General features: G+C 43.2%; 15 protein-coding genes, 1 tRNA gene and 1 pseudogene. 9 read left to right on the top strand and 8 right to left on the bottom strand.

The annotated features are described in order from the left end of the window. Positions 1 to 2 precede the first annotated feature (2 nt). The 7 genes from AAA942_RS16110 to AAA942_RS16080 all read right to left on the bottom strand — a co-directional run bounded on the left by AAA942_RS16110 (position 3) and on the right by AAA942_RS16080 (position 12,910). Positions 3 to 2,069: a S9 family peptidase gene (locus AAA942_RS16110; RefSeq protein WP_338221322.1), complete on the bottom strand. Its 2,067-nt coding sequence runs from the start codon at positions 2,067 to 2,069 to the stop codon at positions 3 to 5. A gap of 3 nt (positions 2,070 to 2,072) precedes the next feature. Further along, positions 2,073 to 3,101 carry a PDDEXK nuclease domain-containing protein gene (locus AAA942_RS16105; RefSeq protein WP_338221321.1) on the bottom strand — a complete coding sequence of 343 codons (1,029 nt, stop codon included), beginning with the start codon at positions 3,099 to 3,101 and terminating at the stop codon, positions 2,073 to 2,075. Between the two features lies 1 nt (position 3,102). Continuing rightward, positions 3,103 to 4,401, bottom strand: coding sequence for a D-alanyl-D-alanine carboxypeptidase/D-alanyl-D-alanine-endopeptidase (locus AAA942_RS16100; protein ID WP_338221320.1), 1,299 nt, complete (start codon positions 4,399 to 4,401; stop codon positions 3,103 to 3,105). A 62-nt stretch (positions 4,402 to 4,463) separates the two neighbouring features. Next, positions 4,464 to 5,876, bottom strand: coding sequence for a SusD/RagB family nutrient-binding outer membrane lipoprotein (locus tag AAA942_RS16095; protein WP_338221319.1), 1,413 nt, complete (start codon positions 5,874 to 5,876; stop codon positions 4,464 to 4,466). A gap of 20 nt (positions 5,877 to 5,896) precedes the next feature. Next, entirely contained in the window at positions 5,897 to 8,983 is a 3,087-nt protein-coding gene (locus AAA942_RS16090) for a SusC/RagA family TonB-linked outer membrane protein (RefSeq protein WP_338221318.1), read from the bottom strand. A 721-nt stretch (positions 8,984 to 9,704) separates the two neighbouring features. Beyond that, positions 9,705 to 11,921: a sodium-translocating pyrophosphatase gene (locus AAA942_RS16085; protein WP_338221317.1), complete on the bottom strand. Its 2,217-nt coding sequence runs from the start codon at positions 11,919 to 11,921 to the stop codon at positions 9,705 to 9,707. Positions 11,922 to 12,058: 137 nt separating this feature from the next. Beyond that, positions 12,059 to 12,910, bottom strand: coding sequence for an SdiA-regulated domain-containing protein (locus AAA942_RS16080; RefSeq protein WP_338221316.1), 852 nt, complete (start codon positions 12,908 to 12,910; stop codon positions 12,059 to 12,061). A gap of 155 nt (positions 12,911 to 13,065) precedes the next feature. Between AAA942_RS16080 and AAA942_RS16075 the strand changes: the two genes are divergently transcribed. From AAA942_RS16075 to AAA942_RS16060, 4 genes are all read left to right on the top strand, one after another. Next, positions 13,066 to 13,350 (top strand): hypothetical protein, encoded by a 285-nt coding sequence (locus tag AAA942_RS16075; RefSeq protein ID WP_338221315.1) that lies wholly within the window; start codon positions 13,066 to 13,068, stop codon positions 13,348 to 13,350. A gap of 122 nt (positions 13,351 to 13,472) precedes the next feature. Further along, a complete protein-coding gene (locus AAA942_RS16070) occupies positions 13,473 to 13,844 on the top strand; it encodes a DUF4174 domain-containing protein (RefSeq protein WP_338221314.1) in 372 nt (123 codons plus the stop codon). Positions 13,845 to 13,949: 105 nt separating this feature from the next. Beyond that, on the top strand, positions 13,950 to 14,198 hold the full coding sequence (locus AAA942_RS16065) for a hypothetical protein (RefSeq protein WP_338221313.1): 249 nt from the start codon (positions 13,950 to 13,952) through the stop codon (positions 14,196 to 14,198). Between the two features lie 95 nt (positions 14,199 to 14,293). Beyond that, positions 14,294 to 14,368, top strand: a tRNA-Pro gene (locus AAA942_RS16060). Positions 14,369 to 14,533: 165 nt separating this feature from the next. Here AAA942_RS16060 and AAA942_RS16055 read toward each other — a convergent pair. After that, the gene (locus tag AAA942_RS16055; RefSeq protein WP_338221312.1) at positions 14,534 to 14,854 is read right to left on the bottom strand and encodes a pentapeptide repeat-containing protein; all 321 of its coding nucleotides are present in this window, start codon (positions 14,852 to 14,854) and stop codon (positions 14,534 to 14,536) included. Between AAA942_RS16055 and AAA942_RS16050 the strand changes: the two genes are divergently transcribed. The 5 genes and pseudogenes from AAA942_RS16050 to AAA942_RS16030 form a co-directional block, all read left to right on the top strand. Beyond that, positions 14,842 to 18,081, top strand: coding sequence for an RHS repeat-associated core domain-containing protein (locus AAA942_RS16050; protein ID WP_338221311.1), 3,240 nt, complete (start codon positions 14,842 to 14,844; stop codon positions 18,079 to 18,081). The genes AAA942_RS16055 and AAA942_RS16050 overlap by 13 nt on opposite strands. Beyond that, the gene (locus AAA942_RS16045; RefSeq protein ID WP_338221310.1) at positions 18,060 to 18,620 is read left to right on the top strand and encodes a hypothetical protein; all 561 of its coding nucleotides are present in this window, start codon (positions 18,060 to 18,062) and stop codon (positions 18,618 to 18,620) included. Before AAA942_RS16050 ends, AAA942_RS16045 begins: the two co-directional genes overlap by 22 nt. 617 nt (positions 18,621 to 19,237) lie before the next feature. Further along, complete coding sequence (locus AAA942_RS16040; RefSeq protein ID WP_338221309.1) at positions 19,238 to 19,915, top strand: hypothetical protein; 678 nt, start codon at positions 19,238 to 19,240, stop codon at positions 19,913 to 19,915. Positions 19,916 to 19,992: 77 nt separating this feature from the next. Further along, positions 19,993 to 20,280: a hypothetical protein gene (locus tag AAA942_RS16035; protein ID WP_338221308.1), complete on the top strand. Its 288-nt coding sequence runs from the start codon at positions 19,993 to 19,995 to the stop codon at positions 20,278 to 20,280. Positions 20,281 to 20,760: 480 nt separating this feature from the next. Then, positions 20,761 to 20,964: pseudogene (locus tag AAA942_RS16030) on the top strand (DUF6443 domain-containing protein); the annotation flags it as partial. Between the last annotated feature and the right edge of the window lie 64 nt (positions 20,965 to 21,028).

The raw sequence follows: 21,028 nt of genomic DNA, 5'->3' as shown, positions 1-21,028 counted from the left end.
GGTTAGTTCATTAAGTGCTTTTGAAGGAAGGTAGCCGTTTCTTTCGAGACTCGGATCATATTTTCCCACTTCATCCAATGGTGCGTATCCCCGGGAATGAAGATGGATTCATAGGGCTTTTTCAACTCCTCAAATCGACGGATCAGATCGGTGGTTTGGCTGATATTGACATTCCGGTCATCGTCCGAGTGGATAAAGAGGACTGGACTTTTCCAAGTATCCAAATCTGCAATCGGGGAGGAGGTCCAGGCTGTTTCCAAAGCTTTTTCATAATCAGGCGCAACTTCGTATCCTTCCGGCAAATCGTATCGCCCATCCAAATCGTGTACGCCGTGGATATCCACTCCGACTTTAAACAAATCCGAGTCTCTAGCCAAAGCCAAAGCAGTCAAATAACCTCCATAGCTCCCTCCATAAATTCCGATTTTTTCCCTATCCACTTGGGGTAAATCGGCCAAAAACTCTCCTCCGGCTTTGATGTCTTGGTATTCTACGGCTCCTTGATAGTACCCATAAGCCGGTCGGTGAAATTCATAGCCATAGCCGATCCCAAGCCTAAAATTCACTGACAATACCACAAATCCCATTTCGGCCAAATACTGATTCAATGCATAGGTATTGCTGTAATAATCCATGTAGCTCCAGCCCAAAAGCATCTGACGCTGAGGTCCTCCGTGGACAAAGACAACTCCGGGTTTTTGGTTGGGGCCGCCTTCTTTTTCGAAAAGTTGTCCATAAACAATTGTACCATCAGGTGCAGTGAATTTGACTTGTTTGGGAGTGACGAGTTTTGCTAAAGGAAAATCAGAAGGAATTAAATCCTCCTGAAGCAATTGGGCTTGTTCTGCCGTTTTTACTGTCACCAAATGAGGCCGCTGAGTAGTTGCGGAGAAATAGGCAAGATTTCCATCTGTTAAAGCCACGGGATAGGCTTCGATTCCTTCTCCTTGGGTTTCCCAAGTCAGTTTTTTACTGGCTAAGTCCACTGATCCGATATGTCTGCGGTCCTTGTCTGCTTCATCAGAGCCATAGTTTCCGGAAAATAATATGCGTTGTCCATCGGGACTGAGTTTGATCTGCTCCACCATGTAGTCGCCGGGGGTCAGGAGCGTCTCTTTTTTGCTTTGCAGATCCAAGGAATACAAATGCTGCCAACCGTCATGGTAAGATTCAAAAACCAGCTCTTTTTCATTGGGATAAGAAAAAAAGAAGTAGCGGTAAGAGCCTCTGAGTGTCTCGGGAGCTTTCCAAAGCATTTCAGCTTCTCCAGTAGCTACATCCGCATGCAAGATTTCCCATGGGCTATGTCTGGGCTCCAAAAGGGGAAAGGCCGCTCCCTCACCTCCGAGTGTTTTGATAAATGCAATCTTGCTTCCATCCGGAGACCATTTGGGTTGGGAATAGCGGTGGAAGGAGGGAGCAATGAACTGAATCGGAGTTTCCGCATTCCGATAGATTCCCAGCAATTGATGGCCTCCCCGATTGACGGTGAAGGCCAGGCTTTTTCCGTCGGGAGAAAACTCCATAGAATTCACATTTCCTTTGATTTGGAAGACTTGGCTGGGTTTTGCTTCCTCAGAGAGGGAGATTTTCCAGACTTGGCCACCTTTGAGGAAGTGGATTTCACCTGTTGGGCTTAGCTTGAAGTCATCTCCCTCAACGATCGGATTCGCCTTTTGGCTTTGGATATCGATTATCCAGATTTCCACTTTCGGTAATTGAGGGAGATTTTCTGCATTGACGGTGGAGGAAGCATTTCCGCCCCCATGATCGCCTCCTCGGACAAAAACGAGGTGTTTTCCGTCTTGGGTGAATGTCAGGCTGCTGATTTCCTGTCCATCATCTTTGTCAAAGGCGGTTAGTCTGACAGGGGTGAAGTCCGGAACTTTGGCATAGTATACATTGCGTTTCCCTTGTTCATACATGGCCCAGGCGAGTTGGGTTCCGGATTGGTCAGCAGTGAGTTCGGTGGGAAAGGTGAATTTCCCAACCTGCTCCATGGTGAAGGATTGGGATAGGGCTAAAGTGTAAGAAGAAAGGAAAAGAAGGAGTAAGAGGCGGATTTTCATGATTTAGTCTTTGGTGAGGAGTCTTTCGAGTTCGTGGGCGAGTTCTTCTTTTTCAGGAAGATAGAGTTGGTATTTGCTTACAAAGAGTTGGTTGCTGATATTTTCGGTGGCATATTCTACTAGAATATGGTCTTTAAAAGCGCCTAAGACAATCCCAATTGGAGGATTATCACCTTCCACATTTTCTTCTTTTCTGAAGTAATTTAGGTAAAGGTTCATTTGACCAATATCCTGATGGTCAATTTCCCCACTTTTTAAATCAATGAGAACGAAGCACTTTAAGATTCGGTGGTAGAAAACAAGATCCACATAGAAATGGCGATTGGCCAAGCTGATCCGGTACTGTTGACCAATAAAGGCAAAACCTTTTCCCAATTCAAGTAGAAAGCTCTGAAGATTCTTAATCAATTCGGTTTCGAGCTCGCCTTCTGTGTAGTTGGTTTGGTTTTTTAAACCTAAAAATTCAAAAACGTAAGGATCTTTTATCAGGTCTTTTGCCTGCTGTAGTTCAGCTCCCTTTTGGGATAAATGAAGAATATCTTCCTTGGCCTTACTTAATGCGAGTCTATGAAAAAGCATACTCTTCATCAAAAGCATACTCTTCATCTGACGCTTGAGTTCCCGTACAGACCAGTTTTCTTTTTCACATTGTTTGGTGTAGAAACTGATTTCCAACTCATTTTCAGCTTTGATAAGTTCGCAATAATGACTCCAGCTCAATTGTCCAGACAGTGTCTGGACTTTTTGGAATTTGGAGTAGAAGGTCCGGATTTGGAAAAGATTGGACCTGCTAAAACCTTTCCCAAATTCCATTGTCAAGTCCAGTGAAAGCCGATCCAGAAGGTTGGCACCATACTCCGATTTTGCTTCTCCACCCTGTTCAAATTCCACGATGTGCCTTCCGATATGCCAGTAGGTTTGTACCAAAATGCTATTGACTGCCCGGCCGGCCTGTTCCCTCCCAGCTTTTAAAAGCTGGCTGATTTCACTTTTCAGATTTGAATATTTGGAATGGTTGTCAGGATATCCCATATCAATATCGATCGTGGATAAAATACAGCACCTTTTGCAATTCGGTTTTCAGGTCATTTCCCGAGATCTGATAATTGTTCATCAGGCAGGAAAAATGAAGAATTTTCCCACTCTTGGTGATCAGATAGCCACTGAGAGCATTGGACATGCTGAGCGTGCCCGTTTTAGCGTAAATGTAAGGAGGCTGTCCCTCGTCGGCAGGATACCAGCTTCGGATCGTTCCGGATGCCCCGCCAGCAGGGAAGTAAGCTTTGATTTTTTCCAGCGGGACTTCCGCCCTGATTTTGCTCAGAAGGGCGATAATTGACCTTGGAGTGAACATATTCCTTGAGGAAAGACCAGAGCCATCGTACCACATGGGCTCATCAGGAAGGTCACTGAGCAGGTTTTCTTTCGCATAATCAATGGCCTCCCGGGTACTCAGGCGATTATTGAGCTGATCAGAAACCAAAAGCATCAGTTGCTCTGCGAGGAAGTTGTCGCTGATTTTCATCATTTGGGCATAGATGCTGTCTGCAGGTGAGGCTTGGAGCTTTTTGGGATCTTGGGAAAGGTATTTTTCCCCGAATATCAGATTGACTTTTTTGCCTGTTTTTTCTGTCAATAGCTCTGCGGCAAATTCTGCTGAAGTAATGAATGGGATGTCCCGCTCGAAGTTTTTGCTGGAAGCGGGAGTGAAATAGCTGTAGTCATTTTTGAACCGATCTCTTTGAAAAGTAAGGGAGGAGGGTGGCCCTGGTGCAGGACTTAGTTTTTGCTCAAAGTAGACTGGAAAAGTATCGAAACCCGACTGAGTTGAATCCTTTGAAAAGCGCACCACATTGCCGTAAATCGGAAAAGCGGATCGCTCGGTGGCATAGTAGGCATTGTACCAATCCCAGGACCAACCCGGTCCAAAGGCATCCACCTCGTCGAAATTGTCCACCAAAAAGAGCTGCTTGTCTGATTTCCTCAAAAAATCAATGACGGTACTGTCCCTGAAATCCGGATGGAGTAGGCTAGGGTCACCTGTACCCCAAAAGATCAAGGAATCTCCTTTTTCCAAATAATTCAGGCCATTGATCCTGCCATCACCCAGGATAGAATAGGAAGCATAAAAGGTGAAAAGCTTGGTATTGGAAGCAGGGATGAAATACTTATCCTCATTGATGGCGACTAAAGGCTTGTCTTTTGCCGGATCCACCAGCATAAAGCCCAAATGGCCTTTCTGGAAAACAGGTGATTTAGTGAGTGACTTGTTGATTTTTTGGACAGTGCAGGAGCTCGCAAGGACAAGTAGTGCTAGTAGAATTCTTTTCATAGGTTTAAAATAAAAAAAGTCTCCTGCTTTTAGACAGGAGACTTCATGAATGGTAAGATTACTTATTGATTCCACCAAATTCGGTCAAGTAAAGTCACCGAAGGCACATTGTTGCCATTTCTACTGACTTCACTGTCCGGATAGGCAAGTCTACGGATGTAGTTTCCATTAAGATTCGGATTTAGGTTTTCAGGCAAAGTCATGTCCTTGTATCCATAGTCAAATCTTCGGGCATCATTCCAAGTCTCCGGATGTAGGAACATAGCCACCCATTTTTCCTTCATGATTATATCCAGGGTCATGGCTCCCGCACCGATACTTACACTTTCGTCAGCCAAGTAGGCAGTTTTGGCCTCATCCGATACTCCGAGCATATCCATGTGTGCTTCGATTCCGGCGAGATAGGCTGCATAGGCTCTTGCTGGATCGGTAGGTAATGCAGCTTCCGCCTCGATAAACTTCAACTCGGCATAGGTTGCAATCAAAAGCGGGGAGGTGGTAGAGGTATAAAACTGTCCAGGAATTAAGGTAGATCTGGCACCTTGCTCAGGGGCATCTCCTCGTCCTTCTCCATTCACTGTTCCTACAAACTCCCCATCATCGGTGGTACCAATCATCAAAGGAAGCCTGGGGTCCACAGTAGGATAGCTCGTTCCATCCAATGCCTGTACAAATTGCTCCGAAATCCAACCGCCCAAAAGCAGGTTTTCATTATTGATAGCCACTTGGGCCCAAGGGTTGAAGCGCTGCTCAAAGAAAACCACTGCGGCATCGTCTTCATTGGACTGAAAGCCATTAGCTACCGCGGTCAATACTTCATTTGCGTTGTAGGTAGGCGTTCCTTTGGTATGCATCAGGAATCGCGCTTTGAGCGTGTGACCAAATTTGATCCAGTTGGCCACATTTCCTCCAAAGATGAAGTCATCTCCACCCATGGAGATGGAAGTTTCCCCCTGAAGATTGGCAATTCCCTCATCCAAAAGCTGAAGAATCCGCTGATAGAGTTCTTGATCGTCATCGTAGGCAGGAGTGACTGTCTCGAAGTTGAAGCTTTGGGAGAAAGGTACATCCCCAAAGATGTCCACGGTCATGCCCAGATTGAGTGCCATCAGGATCTGACCTGCACCTAAGTAATGATTTGCGCCCGACTCCTCAGCTTTGCGGATAATTTCATTGATATCCGTCATGACATTGTACAAGCTAAACCAAGTGCCGCTAAAATCCAATGGGTCCATCACGTCCGCTCCACTAGCCGGGTTGGGCGAAGCAAGGTACTGCACATAGAAACTGCTCGTGCTCGCGATCCGCTGTACATTGAGCGAGGTTTCATAAGTACTGTTGGTCAAAAGACCTGAAATCGGTGCGTCCTCAGGGTTATTTGGATTTTCATTGACATCCAAAAAGGACTCACAGGCTGAGGAGGAAAGTAGAACTACTGCCCCCAAAACGATATATAATTTGTTTTTTAAGTTCATCTGTCTTGAAGTTTAAAAGTTTACAATCCCAAATTCAACGTCACGAAGTAACTCTGTACTCCAGGGAAGCCTAGGCCAGTAAAGCCCACGGCATTTCCTCCGGCTCCTGCAGAGAAGGATTCCGGATCAAATCCATCCCATGGCGTAGATAGGATGATATTGTTTGCTGCAAGGGAAATTCTTGCCGTACGGAAAGGGGTCCTTTCCAACACATTGGGCTGAAGATTGTAAGCCAAGGTGATATTCCGAAGTTTGATAAAGCTGGCGTCGCCTACAAAGTTTTCAGATACACCTCGATAGTGATTTCTCCAATAGCCTGCGCCGTAGTTAACCCCATCAGGGCCTACACCCTGGCCCAGCCATACTTCTTTTGCATTCTGAGATCCATCTGCCAATACTCCTGGGAATACCGTAAAATCATTTCTTCGCTCAGAATCTTCCTGCTTTCCGAAGGCGGAAAGGAAATTGGCAAATTGGTTGTACTGCTCCAGACCGGATCGGAAATCGATCAGGAAGGAGAGCTCCAGTCCTTTGTAGCTGAAATCATTTCTGAGTCCTCCAAAGAATTTTGGAACTGCATTACCCAGAATCAATTGGGATCCATTTCTCACCGGGAATCCGTTGGCGCCGATCAGCTGGGGAAGACTTCTGTCCAAGGTTTCGGTCCCTTCAGGAGCTCCGGGACGGACATAGCTACTTCCGTAGATATTGCCATAGGCCTGACCTTCTTTCAGGATCATGGTCACTGTACTTCCCACATAACCAAACTGAGAACCCACCACAATCTGGTCGATCCCTTCACGGATAGAGACAATTTCGTTGGTGTTGGTGGTCAAATTGGCAGAAACATTCCATCGGAAATCTCCTCTCTCGATAGGAGTGGCTCCAATTACAAACTCCCAGCCTCGGTTTTCTATCTCTCCGGCATTGGTGATATAAGATGAAAATCCGGTGGCGTCTGATATCGGTACAGGAATGATCTGGTCCTCGGAGTTGGTCTTGTAGTACGTTACATCCAAGTTTGCCCGATTGTTAAAAAAGGCCAATTGGGCACCAAATTCAATGGAGGTAGTCAACTCAGGGCGAAGATTGGGGTCTCCGAAAACGGAGTTTCTTGAAAATCCAACTTGACCATTCAGTGGGAAGACTGCTGGAGAAACAAACGTTGCCCCGAGGATATGCGGATTGGTATCCTTACCTACCTGTGCCCAAGAAGCTCTCAGCTTTCCAAAAGTCACCCAGGATGGAAGGTCAAAGTTTTCGCTGAACACATAGCCCAGGTTGACCGACGGATAGAAGAAGGAGTTGTTGTTGACAGGCAGGGTGGAGGAGATGTCATTTCTTCCGGTAATGTTCAGGAAGAGAAAGTTTTTGTAATCGACCATCAAGTCTCCATAGAAGCCGACCAATCTACGGATGCTTTGACCCTGAGAGGCGAAGATCTGGGTAGTGTTGTTCAGATTGTAAAATTCAGGAATCACAAAGTTTTCCCCTCTTGCAGTCACCCGGTCAAATCTTCTTTCGAAAACATCATTACCCAATCTCAGCGTGGTATTCCAGTCGCTGTTCCATTGCTTTTTGAGTGTGATGTAGAAGTTGGAGGTGAGATCGCGGCTGTTGATTCTGTTTTCTTCAATGAATCCTGTCGAGCTCAAGGCCACTTCCCCGTCGATGCCTTTTGGACCCGGGGTGATTTCTGTTCGTGAATCGGAATAGTTATCCATTCCTAAACGGTAGGAGAAGGTCAGCCATTCGGTAGGACTATAGTTTAAATTGATATTTCCGATGATTCGGTTGACATTATCTTCGAAGGTGGCAAACCGGGCGTCGTAGATCGGATTGGTGTTGCCATAGGTTTTCATAGTCCCATCGGGATTGATGTAGTCACGGACATCTTGTGTTTCCGCCCAATACATCATCCGCTCCAAGAATCGGTCATGAGGCACACGATTTCCTCCGGAGTTGATGTAATTCATCGAGCCGGAAAAGTTAAATTTCTCGCTCACCTTGATGTTTCCTGAAAGCTTGGCACTCGTTCTGTCCCAAGTAGAAAAAGGAATAATTCCATTTTGGTCTAAGCGACCTAATGAGCCGTAGAAAGTGGCCTTTTCATTTCCTCCAGACACACTGATTGAGTTGTCAAATTGGATACCTGTATCAAAAGCCCGGTCCCAGTTATTCTGATAGGCATAATCAGGGTCATTTTCCTCGGCAATATTGGCACCCCATGCCGGCCAGAAGCTGGTTTCCTGCCTTAAGCCACTGAAGCCTTGCCCATATTCATCTTGTAGCTTTGGTTTTTTTACCAATTGATCAAAGCCCAAGGACGAACTAAAGTCTACCCGGACTTGACCCTCTTTTCCTTTTTTGGTAGTGATAATGACCGCGCCGTTTGCTGCACGCACTCCGTAGAGAGCCGTAGCTGCAGCACCTTTCAGAACAGACATGGACTCAATGTCATTTGGATTGATATCAGCAATCCGGTTGGACATACCTCGGGGAGTGCCTCCGGATTCTATGGTAGAGTTATCTACGGGTACCCCATCCACTACGAAAAGAGGTTGATTGTCTGCAGAAGGGTCCAATGAGTTGATGCCTCGGATGATGATCCGAGCTGACTGACCGGGAGCACCACCGGAATTGGTCACCTGGACCCCAGCCACTTGGCCCTGAAGGGCATTGACCACATTGGGCTGCCGGGTTTGGGTAATGGCATCAGCATCAATGCTTTGTGCAGCGTAGCCCAATGCCTTTTTATCCTGCGAAATTCCAAAAGCTGTAACGATGACTTCGTCTAATTGGGATGCCTCTACCCGCATACTTACGTTAAGTGTGGAGGAGTTTCCGACAGGCATCCTTTGCGTTTGAAATCCAATAAAGGAAAACACCAATACAGCTTGGGAATTAGGTACGGAAATCGTGTAGTTTCCGTCAATATCCGTGACGGTACCATTGGTGGTGCCGTCCACCACGATGCTAACACCAGGAAGAGGCAGTCCGTCTTCCTGAGTAGTCACTTTTCCAGAGACACTTTGCTGTGCTTGGGCAAAACTCCAAGCCGAAAAGCTAAACAGGAAAAGCAGCATGAACTGGTAAGTTTTTTTCATGTGCATAGATTTTTGGGGTTTGAATTAATAATGGATTTTAATAGTTGTGTTTAGGTGTTTTAAGTTTTAGTTTAAAATTAAAATTTTAATAATATATTTTTAATTAAATATATTTCGAAAATTACTTCAAAAGCTTAGGTTTTTTTGGTTTGAGTTTATCCGGATTTACTGGCCCGGATGGGAAGGTGTAAGGGTTGATTGTTGGTGGAAAAGCAGACTAAGGGTTAGTCTGTGTTTGGGTGAATAGGTCCTGAGCAAAGTAGAAAGGTGAAAACCACCTCTACTATTGTTTTATCCTAATCACTTAAGATGGTTGATGACAAAAAAGAAATAAAAGAACGTGATGGTGAGCTTTTTACAATTGTATAGAGCCTGAGTTTTAGCTAAATAGTGCACCATCTACACATTAGAGAAATACAAAAGATATTTCCTATTCATGAATTTATGAAAGTCCGCTACTTTTCGATTAAAAAAATCAATAAAATTTCACAAAAGAATGATATTCGGTTGAAAATCAATTCTTTTTTGTACCAAGTCCCCACCATTGAAAAGAAGGGGGAAATCTGAGTATCAATACGGGATGGAAAAATGAATAGATGGGCATATTTGTCCCAAATATATTGACATTCATTCGGGTTCATTTTATGCATACACTTTTTCTAAAATGCAAAAAAGGCTGTCAACTCCTGCTGACAGCCTTTTGGAAAGGATATTTGAATCCTTATTTGATTATGGTCTCCGTGACGGTTTCTGTTTTTTTACCGTCTACGATTTTGATTTCTTTTTTCACTTCCTTCTTGATGATTTCTGCATCAGCCATGGTATGGTGCCCTTTTTCAGAAATATGAGGAGCAATCACCAAAGCCACGATAGACATCAGTTTGATCAGGATGTTCATAGATGGACCTGAGGTATCTTTGAATGGATCTCCTACTGTATCACCTGTAACAGAAGCTTTGTGAGGTTCGGATTTTTTGTAGTACATCTCTCCGTTAATTTCTACTCCTTTTTCGAAGGACTTTTTGGCATTATCCCAAGCACCGCCTGCGTTGGACTGGAACATGCCCATCAATACACCGGATACAGTCACACCTGCAAGCATACCGCCAAGTACTTCAGGTCCAAAGGCAAAACCCACGATCAAAGGAGAAATCAATGCTATAGCTCCTGGAAGAATCATTTCCCGGATTGAAGCTTTGGTGGAGATTTCCACACACTTCTCATACTCGGGCTTAGCCTTGTACTCCATGATGCCCGGAATCTCTCTGAATTGTCTTCTTACTTCATTCACCATATCCATAGCAGCACGTCCGACAGCGGCAATAGCCAAGGAAGAGAAGATGAAAGGAATCATTCCTCCGACAAAAAGACCTGCTAATACGTCTGCTTTGTATATATCGATCGCATCGATCCCCGCGATTCCTACGAATGCTGCAAATAGAGCCAAAGAAGTCAAAGCCGCTGAAGCAATCGCAAATCCTTTTCCTGTAGCTGCTGTAGTATTACCCACCGCATCGAGAATGTCTGTTCTGCCACGAACTTCCTCTGGAAGCTGGCTCATTTCAGCGATACCTCCTGCGTTGTCAGCAATTGGTCCGAATGCGTCGATGGCCAACTGCATCGCAGTGGTTGCCATCATTCCGGCAGCAGCGATTGCTACCCCATAAAGGCCTGCAAATTCATAAGCGCCATAAATACCACCTGCCAAAACAAGAATTGGAAGTACGGTGGATTCCATTCCTACAGAAAGCCCTCCGATGATATTGGTGGCATGTCCTGTTGCAGATTGCTTAATGATAGAGAGCACGGGTCTTTTGCCCATGGCGGTGTAATATTCAGTGATGATAGACATCAAAGTACCGACTACCAAGCCAAGGATGATGGCATAAAACACATCCATATTGGTAAACTCATAGCCTCGGATAGACAAAGTCTCAGGAAGCATGTATTTCACAATGAAGAAAGAAGCGATACCTGTGAATACGATCGAAGACCAGTTGCCCATATTTAAGGCTTTTTGAACATCTCCTTTTTCATCCTTGATCGTAACAAAAGCCATTCCCATGATGGAGAAAATAATGCCCAATCCAGCCAATACCATTGGGAGTAGGATAGGGGCGATACCGCCAAAATTGTCAAGAGATACGATCTCTCGACCCAAAACCATGGTAGCCAAAATAGTCGCGACATAAGAACCGAAAAGGTCAGCACCCATACCGGCTACGTCACCTACGTTGTCCCCTACGTTATCAGCAATGGTAGCGGGGTTTCTCACGTCGTCTTCAGGAATACCTGCCTCAACTTTACCGACAAGGTCAGCTCCAACGTCGGCTGCTTTGGTATAAATACCACCACCAACACGAGCAAAAAGTGCAATTGATTCTGCACCCAAAGAGAAACCGGCCAATACTTCCAGCGCTTTCTCCATCTCGATGCCGTTTACATCAGCGCCGATGGATACTACATAGACTTGGTAGAAGACAATGAACAAAGCTCCCAATCCAAGAACCGCAAGTCCAGCTACACCCAGACCCATCACAGATCCTCCGGTGAATGATACTTTCAAAGCTTGCTTCAAGCTGGTTCTAGCTGCCTGTGTGGTTCTCACATTCGCTTTAGTGGCGATGTTCATTCCGATGTAACCCGCAAATGCTGAAAAAACAGCTCCTATTACAAAGGAAATGGCAATAATCGGGCTTGAGGTTTCGACTAAGGTGCCTGACCAAGCCAGCAAAATGCCTGCAATGACTACGAAATAGAAGAGGATTTTCCATTCAGCCTTCAAAAAGGCCATGGCTCCTTTGGCAATGTGGCCGGATAGTTCCACCATGTTGGCGTCTCCGGTTGCCTGCTTGCTTACCCAAGCGGACTTTACCGCCATGACCAGCAAACCTACCAGTCCCAGCGCAGGGACTACATAAATCAGCGCTTGTTCCATATATAATTATTCGATTTGGGTTTTTGTAAATAATTCGGCAAAGATAGAACTTATCCCATACCCGCCAAGACTCATTTGAAAAGGTTGGGAATCAGTTCCAAACTGGTCAAAAGACCTGGTCAATGGATGTCCTTGGATTAGTTGTCCAATTTATAGGGTAAAAAAAGCAAATTGGGTTTTCCTCTTCCTCCTTCATTGGAGATATACAGATTACCCCTTGGATCAAAGGTGATTCCTTCTGGCTGATTAAAAAGTTGGGGATTCAGCTCATAGATCTCCTTGGGGATTAGGTTCTGATCCAGGATCATCAACCATTTTCCTGCGGAGGAAATCAGAAAAACCTCAGCTGTAAGCGGGTGCACAGCGACGGCTGAAGGTTGTGATCCCAAGGTTCTTTTTATCCCGTTCCCCTTGGGCAGATCTTCTTTTTTTGTACTGATCTTACCTAAGAAATCATCCGAAAATCTGCCAGTTTCCAAATCAAGTTCGAAGATCGAAGCCTCCTGCCTTTTATCCCAAGAACAGTCTTTGCAAATCAACAGGAGTTTCCCTTGATTGGGAAGAGCCAAAAGGGTTTCAAAGTCTCTTTGCCCTTTCCGTTCAAAATTGAATTGATTTATCTCAACCGCATTTTCCAGAGGGTTTTTCACTTGAAAAATAGCTCCGTCACTTCGGAGAATCCATGCTTCATCCTCGTGAATCAGGATGTCCTCATAATCACCCGGTTTTCCAAACTTCAGTTCGTTGAGAATTTCCCCTGATTTGGGATCCAATTGATAAATAACCCCGTTCTCATCCTCTATGGCCAATATTTCATCTTTGTACCAGGCAATCCCCGATATTTCCCTGAGTTTTTTTGGCAAATCAATTTGGGTTCGAGTCTCGAGATCATATCCTTTTGGCAAGCGGAATTCTTGATCAGAAAAGGGCTGGCAGGAAAAAATCAACAAAAGAAACAGCGAAAAGAAATATGGGAAATGAAACTTCATGGGCAAGCTGGCAGATAGATTTCTTCGCTAAAGTTAAGGGTTTTAATCTGTTGGGCTTGAGGCCTTGTTATTTGACCTATTCACCGATCGTTGGATTAAATTCTGGATTTTGAGCCAATTGGATTAATTTTAATGCTACACAAATTGATTAAACCTTGACATTAGAACAATTCAAAAATCTCAGCAAGCCTGAATCCAACTTTACCCCGGAGCTTCGTGCCTTGTGGTGGGATTTTCAAGGGGATTGGAATCAGGCGCATGAGGTAGTGGATCAGCTGCCCGGCAAAAGCGCGGCAAGAGTTCACGCTTACCTGCACAGGAAGGAAGGTGACTTATGGAATGCAGATTACTGGTATAGACGATCAGGCCAATCCCGTCCCAATCAAAGTCTGGAAGAGGAATGGGAATCCTTGGTCAGGATTCATTTGGGTTTAGAATAAAGGACTTCAATTTCTGAGTTCATCAGGATCTGGAGATTTTTTATTGAACATGTTCATTTTCTTGCAGTTGAAAGTATATGAAAGGATTGATTTTTCTGTTGTTAAGCCTTGTTGCATTAAATATGAAGCCGGTTGAACCTAGGGATTTGGTATGGGAAAAGCGGATTTTGGTTATCTCTGATTCTGGTCCAAATGAAGTCGATTGGTTTTCGGATGATTTGACCAAAGATTTAACAGAGAGAAGACTTTTGGTTTTCGTGTTTTCCGGAAAGGACTTGGTTCAATCCAATTTTGATAAAGAAATCAACCCGGATTCCTTCCTCAGGCTACTTAATCCAAACAAGGGTAAACTTACTTCCTGGGCATTGATTGGCTTGGACGGCGGAAAGAAAAATGAAGGTCATAGCTCGCCAAACCCCGATGAGATTTTTAGGATAATCGATGCCATGCCCATGCGACAATCTGAGATCAAAAGAAAGGGCGACGGAATCTAAGAGACCTATCTTGGTAAAAAAAGGGCCGAAAAATACCCTATATAGGGTATGTTTTGGGATTTTTTGAGTCGGTATTTTTGAAGCTGATTTATCTTAATGATTTCCATGAAATTCTTTTATCTCTCTTCTCTAAAGAATACGGAAGGTAATTTCGAAATCCATGAAAAGGAGTGTCCTCATATTCCTGATTTAATTGATCGGGATTATTTGGGTCCATTCAATCATGGTTCGGAGGCACTTAGAAAGGCGCTTCAGGTAAATGCAAGAGCGGTATGCTGTCCCGTTTGCTGTGCAACTTCCAAAGGGCCGGTTATTTTCTCTTCAAAAAAGAATGTGGGCGAACCCGGAGAATAGAATTCCCTGATTTTTAGCTGCATGGAAAATTGCATTTCCATTTTTTTAATAAAATCTGGCAATCCTCTTGAAATCGATTAATTTCGCATTCGAAACGGGGTGTGGCGCAGTCCGGTTAGCGTACACGTCTGGGGGGCGTGTGGTCGCAGGTTCAAATCCTGTCACCCCGACTTGATAATCAAGGAGTTACGAGATTAAAAATCGTGACTCTTTTTTTGTTTGCATACAATTTGCGTATAATGAAAGATATTTCTCCAAAAAATCATTCCGCACAAAAGTTTCCCTTCAAGCCCCTTATTGGTTGACAGATTGTTTTCATCACAAAGATTCATTGATCAATCAACCGGCAGTTCAGCCTCTTCAAGATCCGCACCAGTAAGACCTGATTCAAGTAGATTACTTCTATCTAGTCTGGCTCCAATAAGAATAGCATTAGAAAAATCAGCACCTTCTAGATTTGCTCCAGTAAGAATTGCATAGGAAAGATCTGCACTAGTGAGATCAGCTTCCGATAAATCAGCCTTTACTAAATTTGCTCCTGTGAGAAGCGCTTTTTTAAGATTAGCACCTTTCAGATTAGCACCTTCCAGAGTCCATGGTGTATGATAAACAGGACAGATTGGTGGGTTTTCAGGATGCCAATATGGCACTGGCACCCAAAAAATGGTTGTACACCAAGTATGATTCTTTTGGCCGGGTGATTATGACAGGATTGGTTACTACAGATCTCACCAGAGCCAGTATTCAAAGCACATTGGATGGAGCCTCCTCCAACAATGCCGCAGTAAATGGTAATACTGGAAATATCAGAACAGGTACATCGATCACTTCTGCAAAATATGACGGATACAAGGAATATGTAGCCACATCAGGCATAACCCTTCAACCCGGTTTTTCAATGAAGGCAAGCGGGAATCAAAGTTTTGTTGCTCGAATTGGGACTGCAACTTCTGGAGCTGCAGGAGCTTGGCCTACCGATGAGGGGGAAATTTTAACTGTAAATTATTATGACAGCTACCAGTTTCTGACTGGGTTTAGCTACGTTTCTCCTTCACCGACTTACATTAATTTCAGTACGACGGCAAGCAGTTTGGTAAAAGGTCGACAAACAGGCAAAAAGGTAAAAAATCTTGAAACGGGGGAATTTTATACCACTGCGATATACTACGATGACAGGGGTAATGTCATTCAGACTCTGACCCAGCAGCAGCTGGGCGGAACTGTCCGTACCTCTACGGCATACAATTTTGAAAATCAACCGACCCAAACCTTGACAGCCAATAGTAGTGCTGTAGGGCAGGAAGTTCACCGGCGGTATTATTACAATTCAGCCGGCCTGCTTTCGTCGGTCAAACATAAGCTACCGGGGCAGACTGAACGGGTTGTTGCTCAAAATACCTACAACAATCTAGGGCAATTGACAACAAAATCCTTTCCGGAAATAACCAGTGGAAATCAAACCTATACCTATAATATCCGGGGTTGGCTCAAAACACTGGGGAGTTCGTTGGCTGTAGGGTACAAGCAAACCAATTACTACGAATCAGGGGGAACGGTCAACAACTGGAACGGAAATATTTCCCGGATTGACTGGAGCGGTTCTACTGGTTCGGGAAAAACCAGAACCTACAATTACACCTACGATAAAGTAAACCGGATTACAGCAGCCACTTATACCGCTACCAGTGAGACGAATTGGTTCAGCCTAAGTGGTATGACCTATGACGCCAATGGCAATATCACCGCTCTTATCAGAAGAAATCAACGTACTGCCAGTACCTATGATGTGGTAGATCAGCTTGCCTACACCTATCAAGCAAACAGCAACAAGCTGACTCAGGTGGCCGATGCCAATCTGACACAATCCTATACTTCCAAAGGCTTTATCGAGCGAAGCTCAACTGCCTACGCTTACGATGCCAATGGCAATCTGAAGTCCAATCTGGATAAGCAGATCAGCAATATCACTTACAACCATTTGAACCTTCCGGTAGAAGTCAGTTTCAATACCGGAGCGAAGATCCGCTTTGCCTATGATGCGGAAGGAGTCAAGTTAACTCAGAAGGTATACAATACCAGCGGAGCTCTGACTAAGACACAGGACTATGTAGGTGAGTTTGTGTTTCAAAATGGTGCTCTGGATTACCTGATTCATGAAGAGGAGGACCGAGCGTCAAGAAACAGTCCAGTGGACTGTTTTAGCGAGGGGCCAGGCTGTAGGGTGGGAAAGTCCGAAGCAAACGGCCTCTTCTTCGAATACTACCTGAAAGACCATCTGGGAAATGTGAGGCAGGTACTTCGGAATCCATCCACGCAGGTCTATATGGCCACGATGGAGACTCAAAACGCCGAAACGGAAGAGCAGGACTTTACCCAGATTCAGGCTTCTAGGCAACTTGCACCGGAACACAACAAAACGCTAGGTGGGAATCAGGTAGCCTGGCTGAATGCGGATAGAGGAAGAATGGTGGGGCCGGGCAGAAGCCAGGAAATCTACGAAGGAGACAGTGTCAGACTTCAGGTATTTGGGAAATATGCGGATGAAAAGGAGAAAAAGGCCAATGCCGGAAGCTTTGCGACCCAGGGAGCGAAAGACAAACTGGTCAATGATCTGAATGAGCTGGCGGTAAGCACCCAGCGTGCGGGAGGAGGGAATCCGATAGCGCTTTTCAATCTGGTGGATATTCTGGCTGGCGATCTGCAAAAAAAATCCGCTCCTGAGGCTTATCTAGTTTATGCACTGTATGATCAGGACAGCAACCGATACGAGGTGGGCAAAAAAGTACTGAGCAGAAATGCAGCCAACCAACACGAGGTTTTGGAGGAGAATCTGTATATTTCTCAGGACGGATATATGGAAACCTTTGTGGTCAACGAGACCTCCGAGGATGTCTGGTTTGACAATATGATGCTGATGAGCATGTCCTCACCGATCGCTCAGGAGACCCATGGAGCCTGTCCCGATGAGCGCAGCGATATCGGGAATCCTTGGGGCTTGGAACTGACTGGAATTGGATTTCAGTATGGGGGTATTAAAGCGAATAAGTACCTCTACAACGGCAAGGAACTGATCGAGGACGCTGGCCTGCAGTACTACGACTATGGGGCTAGGATGTATGATCCGGTGATCGGGAGATGGGGAGTGGTGGATCCTAGGGCAGAAAAGTACCTACCTGCAAGCCCTTATAATTATGCCTTGAATAATCCAATTGTTTTTGTTGATCCAGATGGAAGGGATGTTGACTTAGGTAATTTATATGAAAAGGATGAAGGTGGAAATTTTAAGTACAGGGCTCAAATAATTGCGTTCGAATTATTTTCAATTACCAAAGAGGGGAAACAATTCATAAAGGATAGAGCTCAAAAAGGATTTTCGTTTGAAACTCAAATAGTAAATAAAGGGACAAGTTTTTCTTCAGATGAAGCTGGTTCATTAAGTGGTGGAATCGACGCCAATTTTCAGGTTACAGATTTGAGTAAACATGAGGATACTAAAGATGTACCGGGAGGAGCGGCAGGGCTAACTCAAGCTAAAATCAGTGATAAAGGAAAACTAAGTATTACCTATCACATGGATACAAAGCATAGTAATATTCAAAATTCATTAAAGGATAATGGGTATACTATTATCAATAAAACTGAAACCTTACTTCATGAGGTGTTTATCCATGGATATAGTAAGGAAAAAAACTTTAAGGAAGGAAAATACAATGGGGTAGTGGGGAGGATTCCGTATAATTCTGAGCAGGAGCATTCACGTAATTTTATCCAAACTACACCTTATGCAAAGAATTACATGGCTTATAACGTTTTGAGAGCTATAAATTCCAAATTATTGTTAGGATATACAAATGAAAAAATATGGAAAATGTTAACTCATTGAAATTAGTATTATTATTGTTAATGGTGACAGTAGGGTGCAAGCAACAAGTTGTTTATGAGGTTAATATGTATAGTGTTGGTGATGAAATTATTTATGATACTTTAGGTGGAACAACTAATGAGACTTTAAGTTTAATTAATACCATGAATTGTTTAATGGGTAATGGAGAGTTAAAATATGATTTATATTCTTGGACAAAAAATAGAGTTTACGGGGATAGTTTAACTTCTTATGATGTCCTTTTGAAAAAGGGGAAAGACGTGTACGATTTTCAGGTTTATAGACTAAACAATCGAATTGTACTATTTAGAAATCCCGAGTCAACTGATTACAGATTATTAAAAAATATCAAGTATATTGGAAAAGATTACCAAGTGATAGAATTTTTTAAAGTTCTAGAGAAAATTGATTCAATAATGATTCCTCCTATGCCTGATGTTGATTATGATAAAGTACTAGAGGTAGATTCGATCTCAATAAATTTATTAGAAATAAGCCCAAAAGATTTAAAAACCCATCTTAGTAAAGAAGGAATATGATTCCGATTATGTGTAGGCGCTATCCCCTCTGGAAGTAGAATTGAGGTTAGGACTAGGTGTAGATGCAATCTACACCTTTTTATACTAACAAATTTGTAATTTGCTTAGGATACAAGGGTTAAAAAAGATTGATGTTAAAGTTAGCAACTAAATTCAGGGTGTACATCACAATAATTTTCAACATAATTTTGCATATTATGTTGAAAATAGTAAGTGTTTTTATAGCAGGTATGTTGATAGGGACAAGTGACGCAAGCTCGAATTATGTGATTTATTTTGAATTGTTTTTCGTTTTTGTTCATATGATTCTTGTTTTCGAGATTTATAGAAAAAATTGGTTAATTCAAAGTAAGAAAGAGCTTGCCTTTATTGTTGTATTTACAGTGTTTATTATAGTTGGACTTTATTATTGTAACTATTTGCCCAAATTTGGCTTAGGTTAAGATCCTCCTCTTGATGTAGAATAGATGTGGTTAGGACTAATTGTAGATTACATCTACACCTTTATATATATACAAAGTTGTAATTTGTTTTGGTATGAGATTTTATTTGAAAAGTTTAATGTATATCAGAAACAGAAATATTGAAATATTTAAGATAAAATTTTTGATCCCCCAATGCCCTTCAAATCCTTTTTCCTTTTCTGTTTTTTAGCCAGCATTTGGGTTCCAGCTTTTTCCCAGACCCTACCTGCTAGACCGAAGGTACCTAGTATCCGAGGAGGCTTGCATAAAGGGATACCTACATCTGGTTTGGAGGCTTTGGCTACTAAGCCGGAGATTCCCTATCTGGAGGAGTTGCGGCAAGTTCAGGGCTTGAAGAGGTCCTACGATTCCCTGAGATCAGAGGTAAAGAAACTAAAGGAAGCTGCGCAGGACAGCACGACTCAGGACTCGGTGGTGAATGTGTTGAAAGCAAAAGGACAGGAAGTTTTGAATCGGGAAGCAGAGGTGCTTCAAGGGATGCTGGAAGAGCAGGAGATTCCCGGAGAAGAGTTGAAGGCGGCTGTGGATCGTACCCTTGAAAGTGTGGAAGGTTCCAAAGCCAAGCTAGCCCAAGTGTCCAATCTGGAAGGCTTGGATGGGGTACTGGATCAGAGTGAGGAAAATCTGAAGGCCCTGATCAATGAATGGCTGATGCCTAAGATCGAGCAGACGCTTAGCGGTACGCTATCCGAAGGCTGGAATCCGGCTGAGGCCAGGATTCCTGATTTTTATGGTAAGGATGCACTAGATCACCTGATGAAGGAAGGAGTAGATCCCCTACAGGAGGTCATAGGATTGGAGATTTCTTAGATGTAATATCAACATTAAGTGAGGGTACATATAAATTTATAAATGGTGAATTTGTTAAACAATAATTTATGAAATGCATGAAATTCAATCCTTTTCAATTATATTTTCTTTGGGTAGTTATTTGTGTTGGTTTTTGGCTTCTTATTCCAGTTATAGGCGGTAATTATGATTCTAGTGCACAAGTACCTTTTGCTTTGAAAACTTATACTATGGTTTCATTTATTTGTGGCTTGTTTATTATAAGTGTTTTTCTTCCATTCCGTTTTAAGGATTGGTTCAAAAAATATTGGTTATTTAATTGTTTTATTTGTTTGATTACTGGTATAGTTATAGTTTTCTTTGCAATTAAAGTGATCTCTCTATAATTCATTTTAATTTTCATTTTCTATTTGGTTTTAATTGAAGGATTGTAATAAGCGAAATTGTGCTAATTATCGTGTGTTATTTTTCATATCTAATTTCTACATCTGAGCTTGAAGAATGTTGATATCCACTTATAAAAACAAGAGATAATATTATGAATTTTAAGTCCTAGTCCTTATTCTGGTTTCTCAGCCCTCACTGAATGTAGTTTGAGGTTGAATTTTAAAAAGGACGTTGCATAGGAGTAATTCACATCTGCACTTTCATTTATAAACAACTCTCATACAGCAGTAGAAAGTAATTTGATTTTTTGAATGTTCTTTTTTTGAAAATTGTGACTTAAGTCCTTAATATAAAATCCTCAATTATTTAAAAAAAATTTAACTACCCAATGTCCCTCAAATCCTTTTTCCTTTTCTGGCTTTTAGCCGGACTTTGGGTTCCAGCTTTTTCCCAGACCCCGTCTTTCCCAATATTACGACAGCCTGGGAAGGGAAAATCAAACCGTGGCTGTAGCCGCATCTTCAGGAGGCCAGGATGTGATTTCTTTCCAAACTTATGATCATTATGGTCGGGAGTCGAGAGAATATCTTCCTTTTGCCAACAGTTCAAGTAGTCCGGGGCTTTACCGGTCCAATGCCGCTTCATTGCACAGTATCCACCCGGGCAACTGCGTCTTTATGTAGTGTGATTTTTTGCTAGAGATTGTTTATAATTTTTGGGCAGGAGTTCGTGTATTTTCTGGATGTT

It is taken from the genome of Algoriphagus sp. oki45 (genome assembly GCF_036245605.1).
Classification (GTDB): domain Bacteria; phylum Bacteroidota; class Bacteroidia; order Cytophagales; family Cyclobacteriaceae; genus Algoriphagus.
The sequence above is the reverse complement of the archived record's forward strand: the minus strand, read 5'-3'. Positions and strand labels throughout refer to the sequence as shown.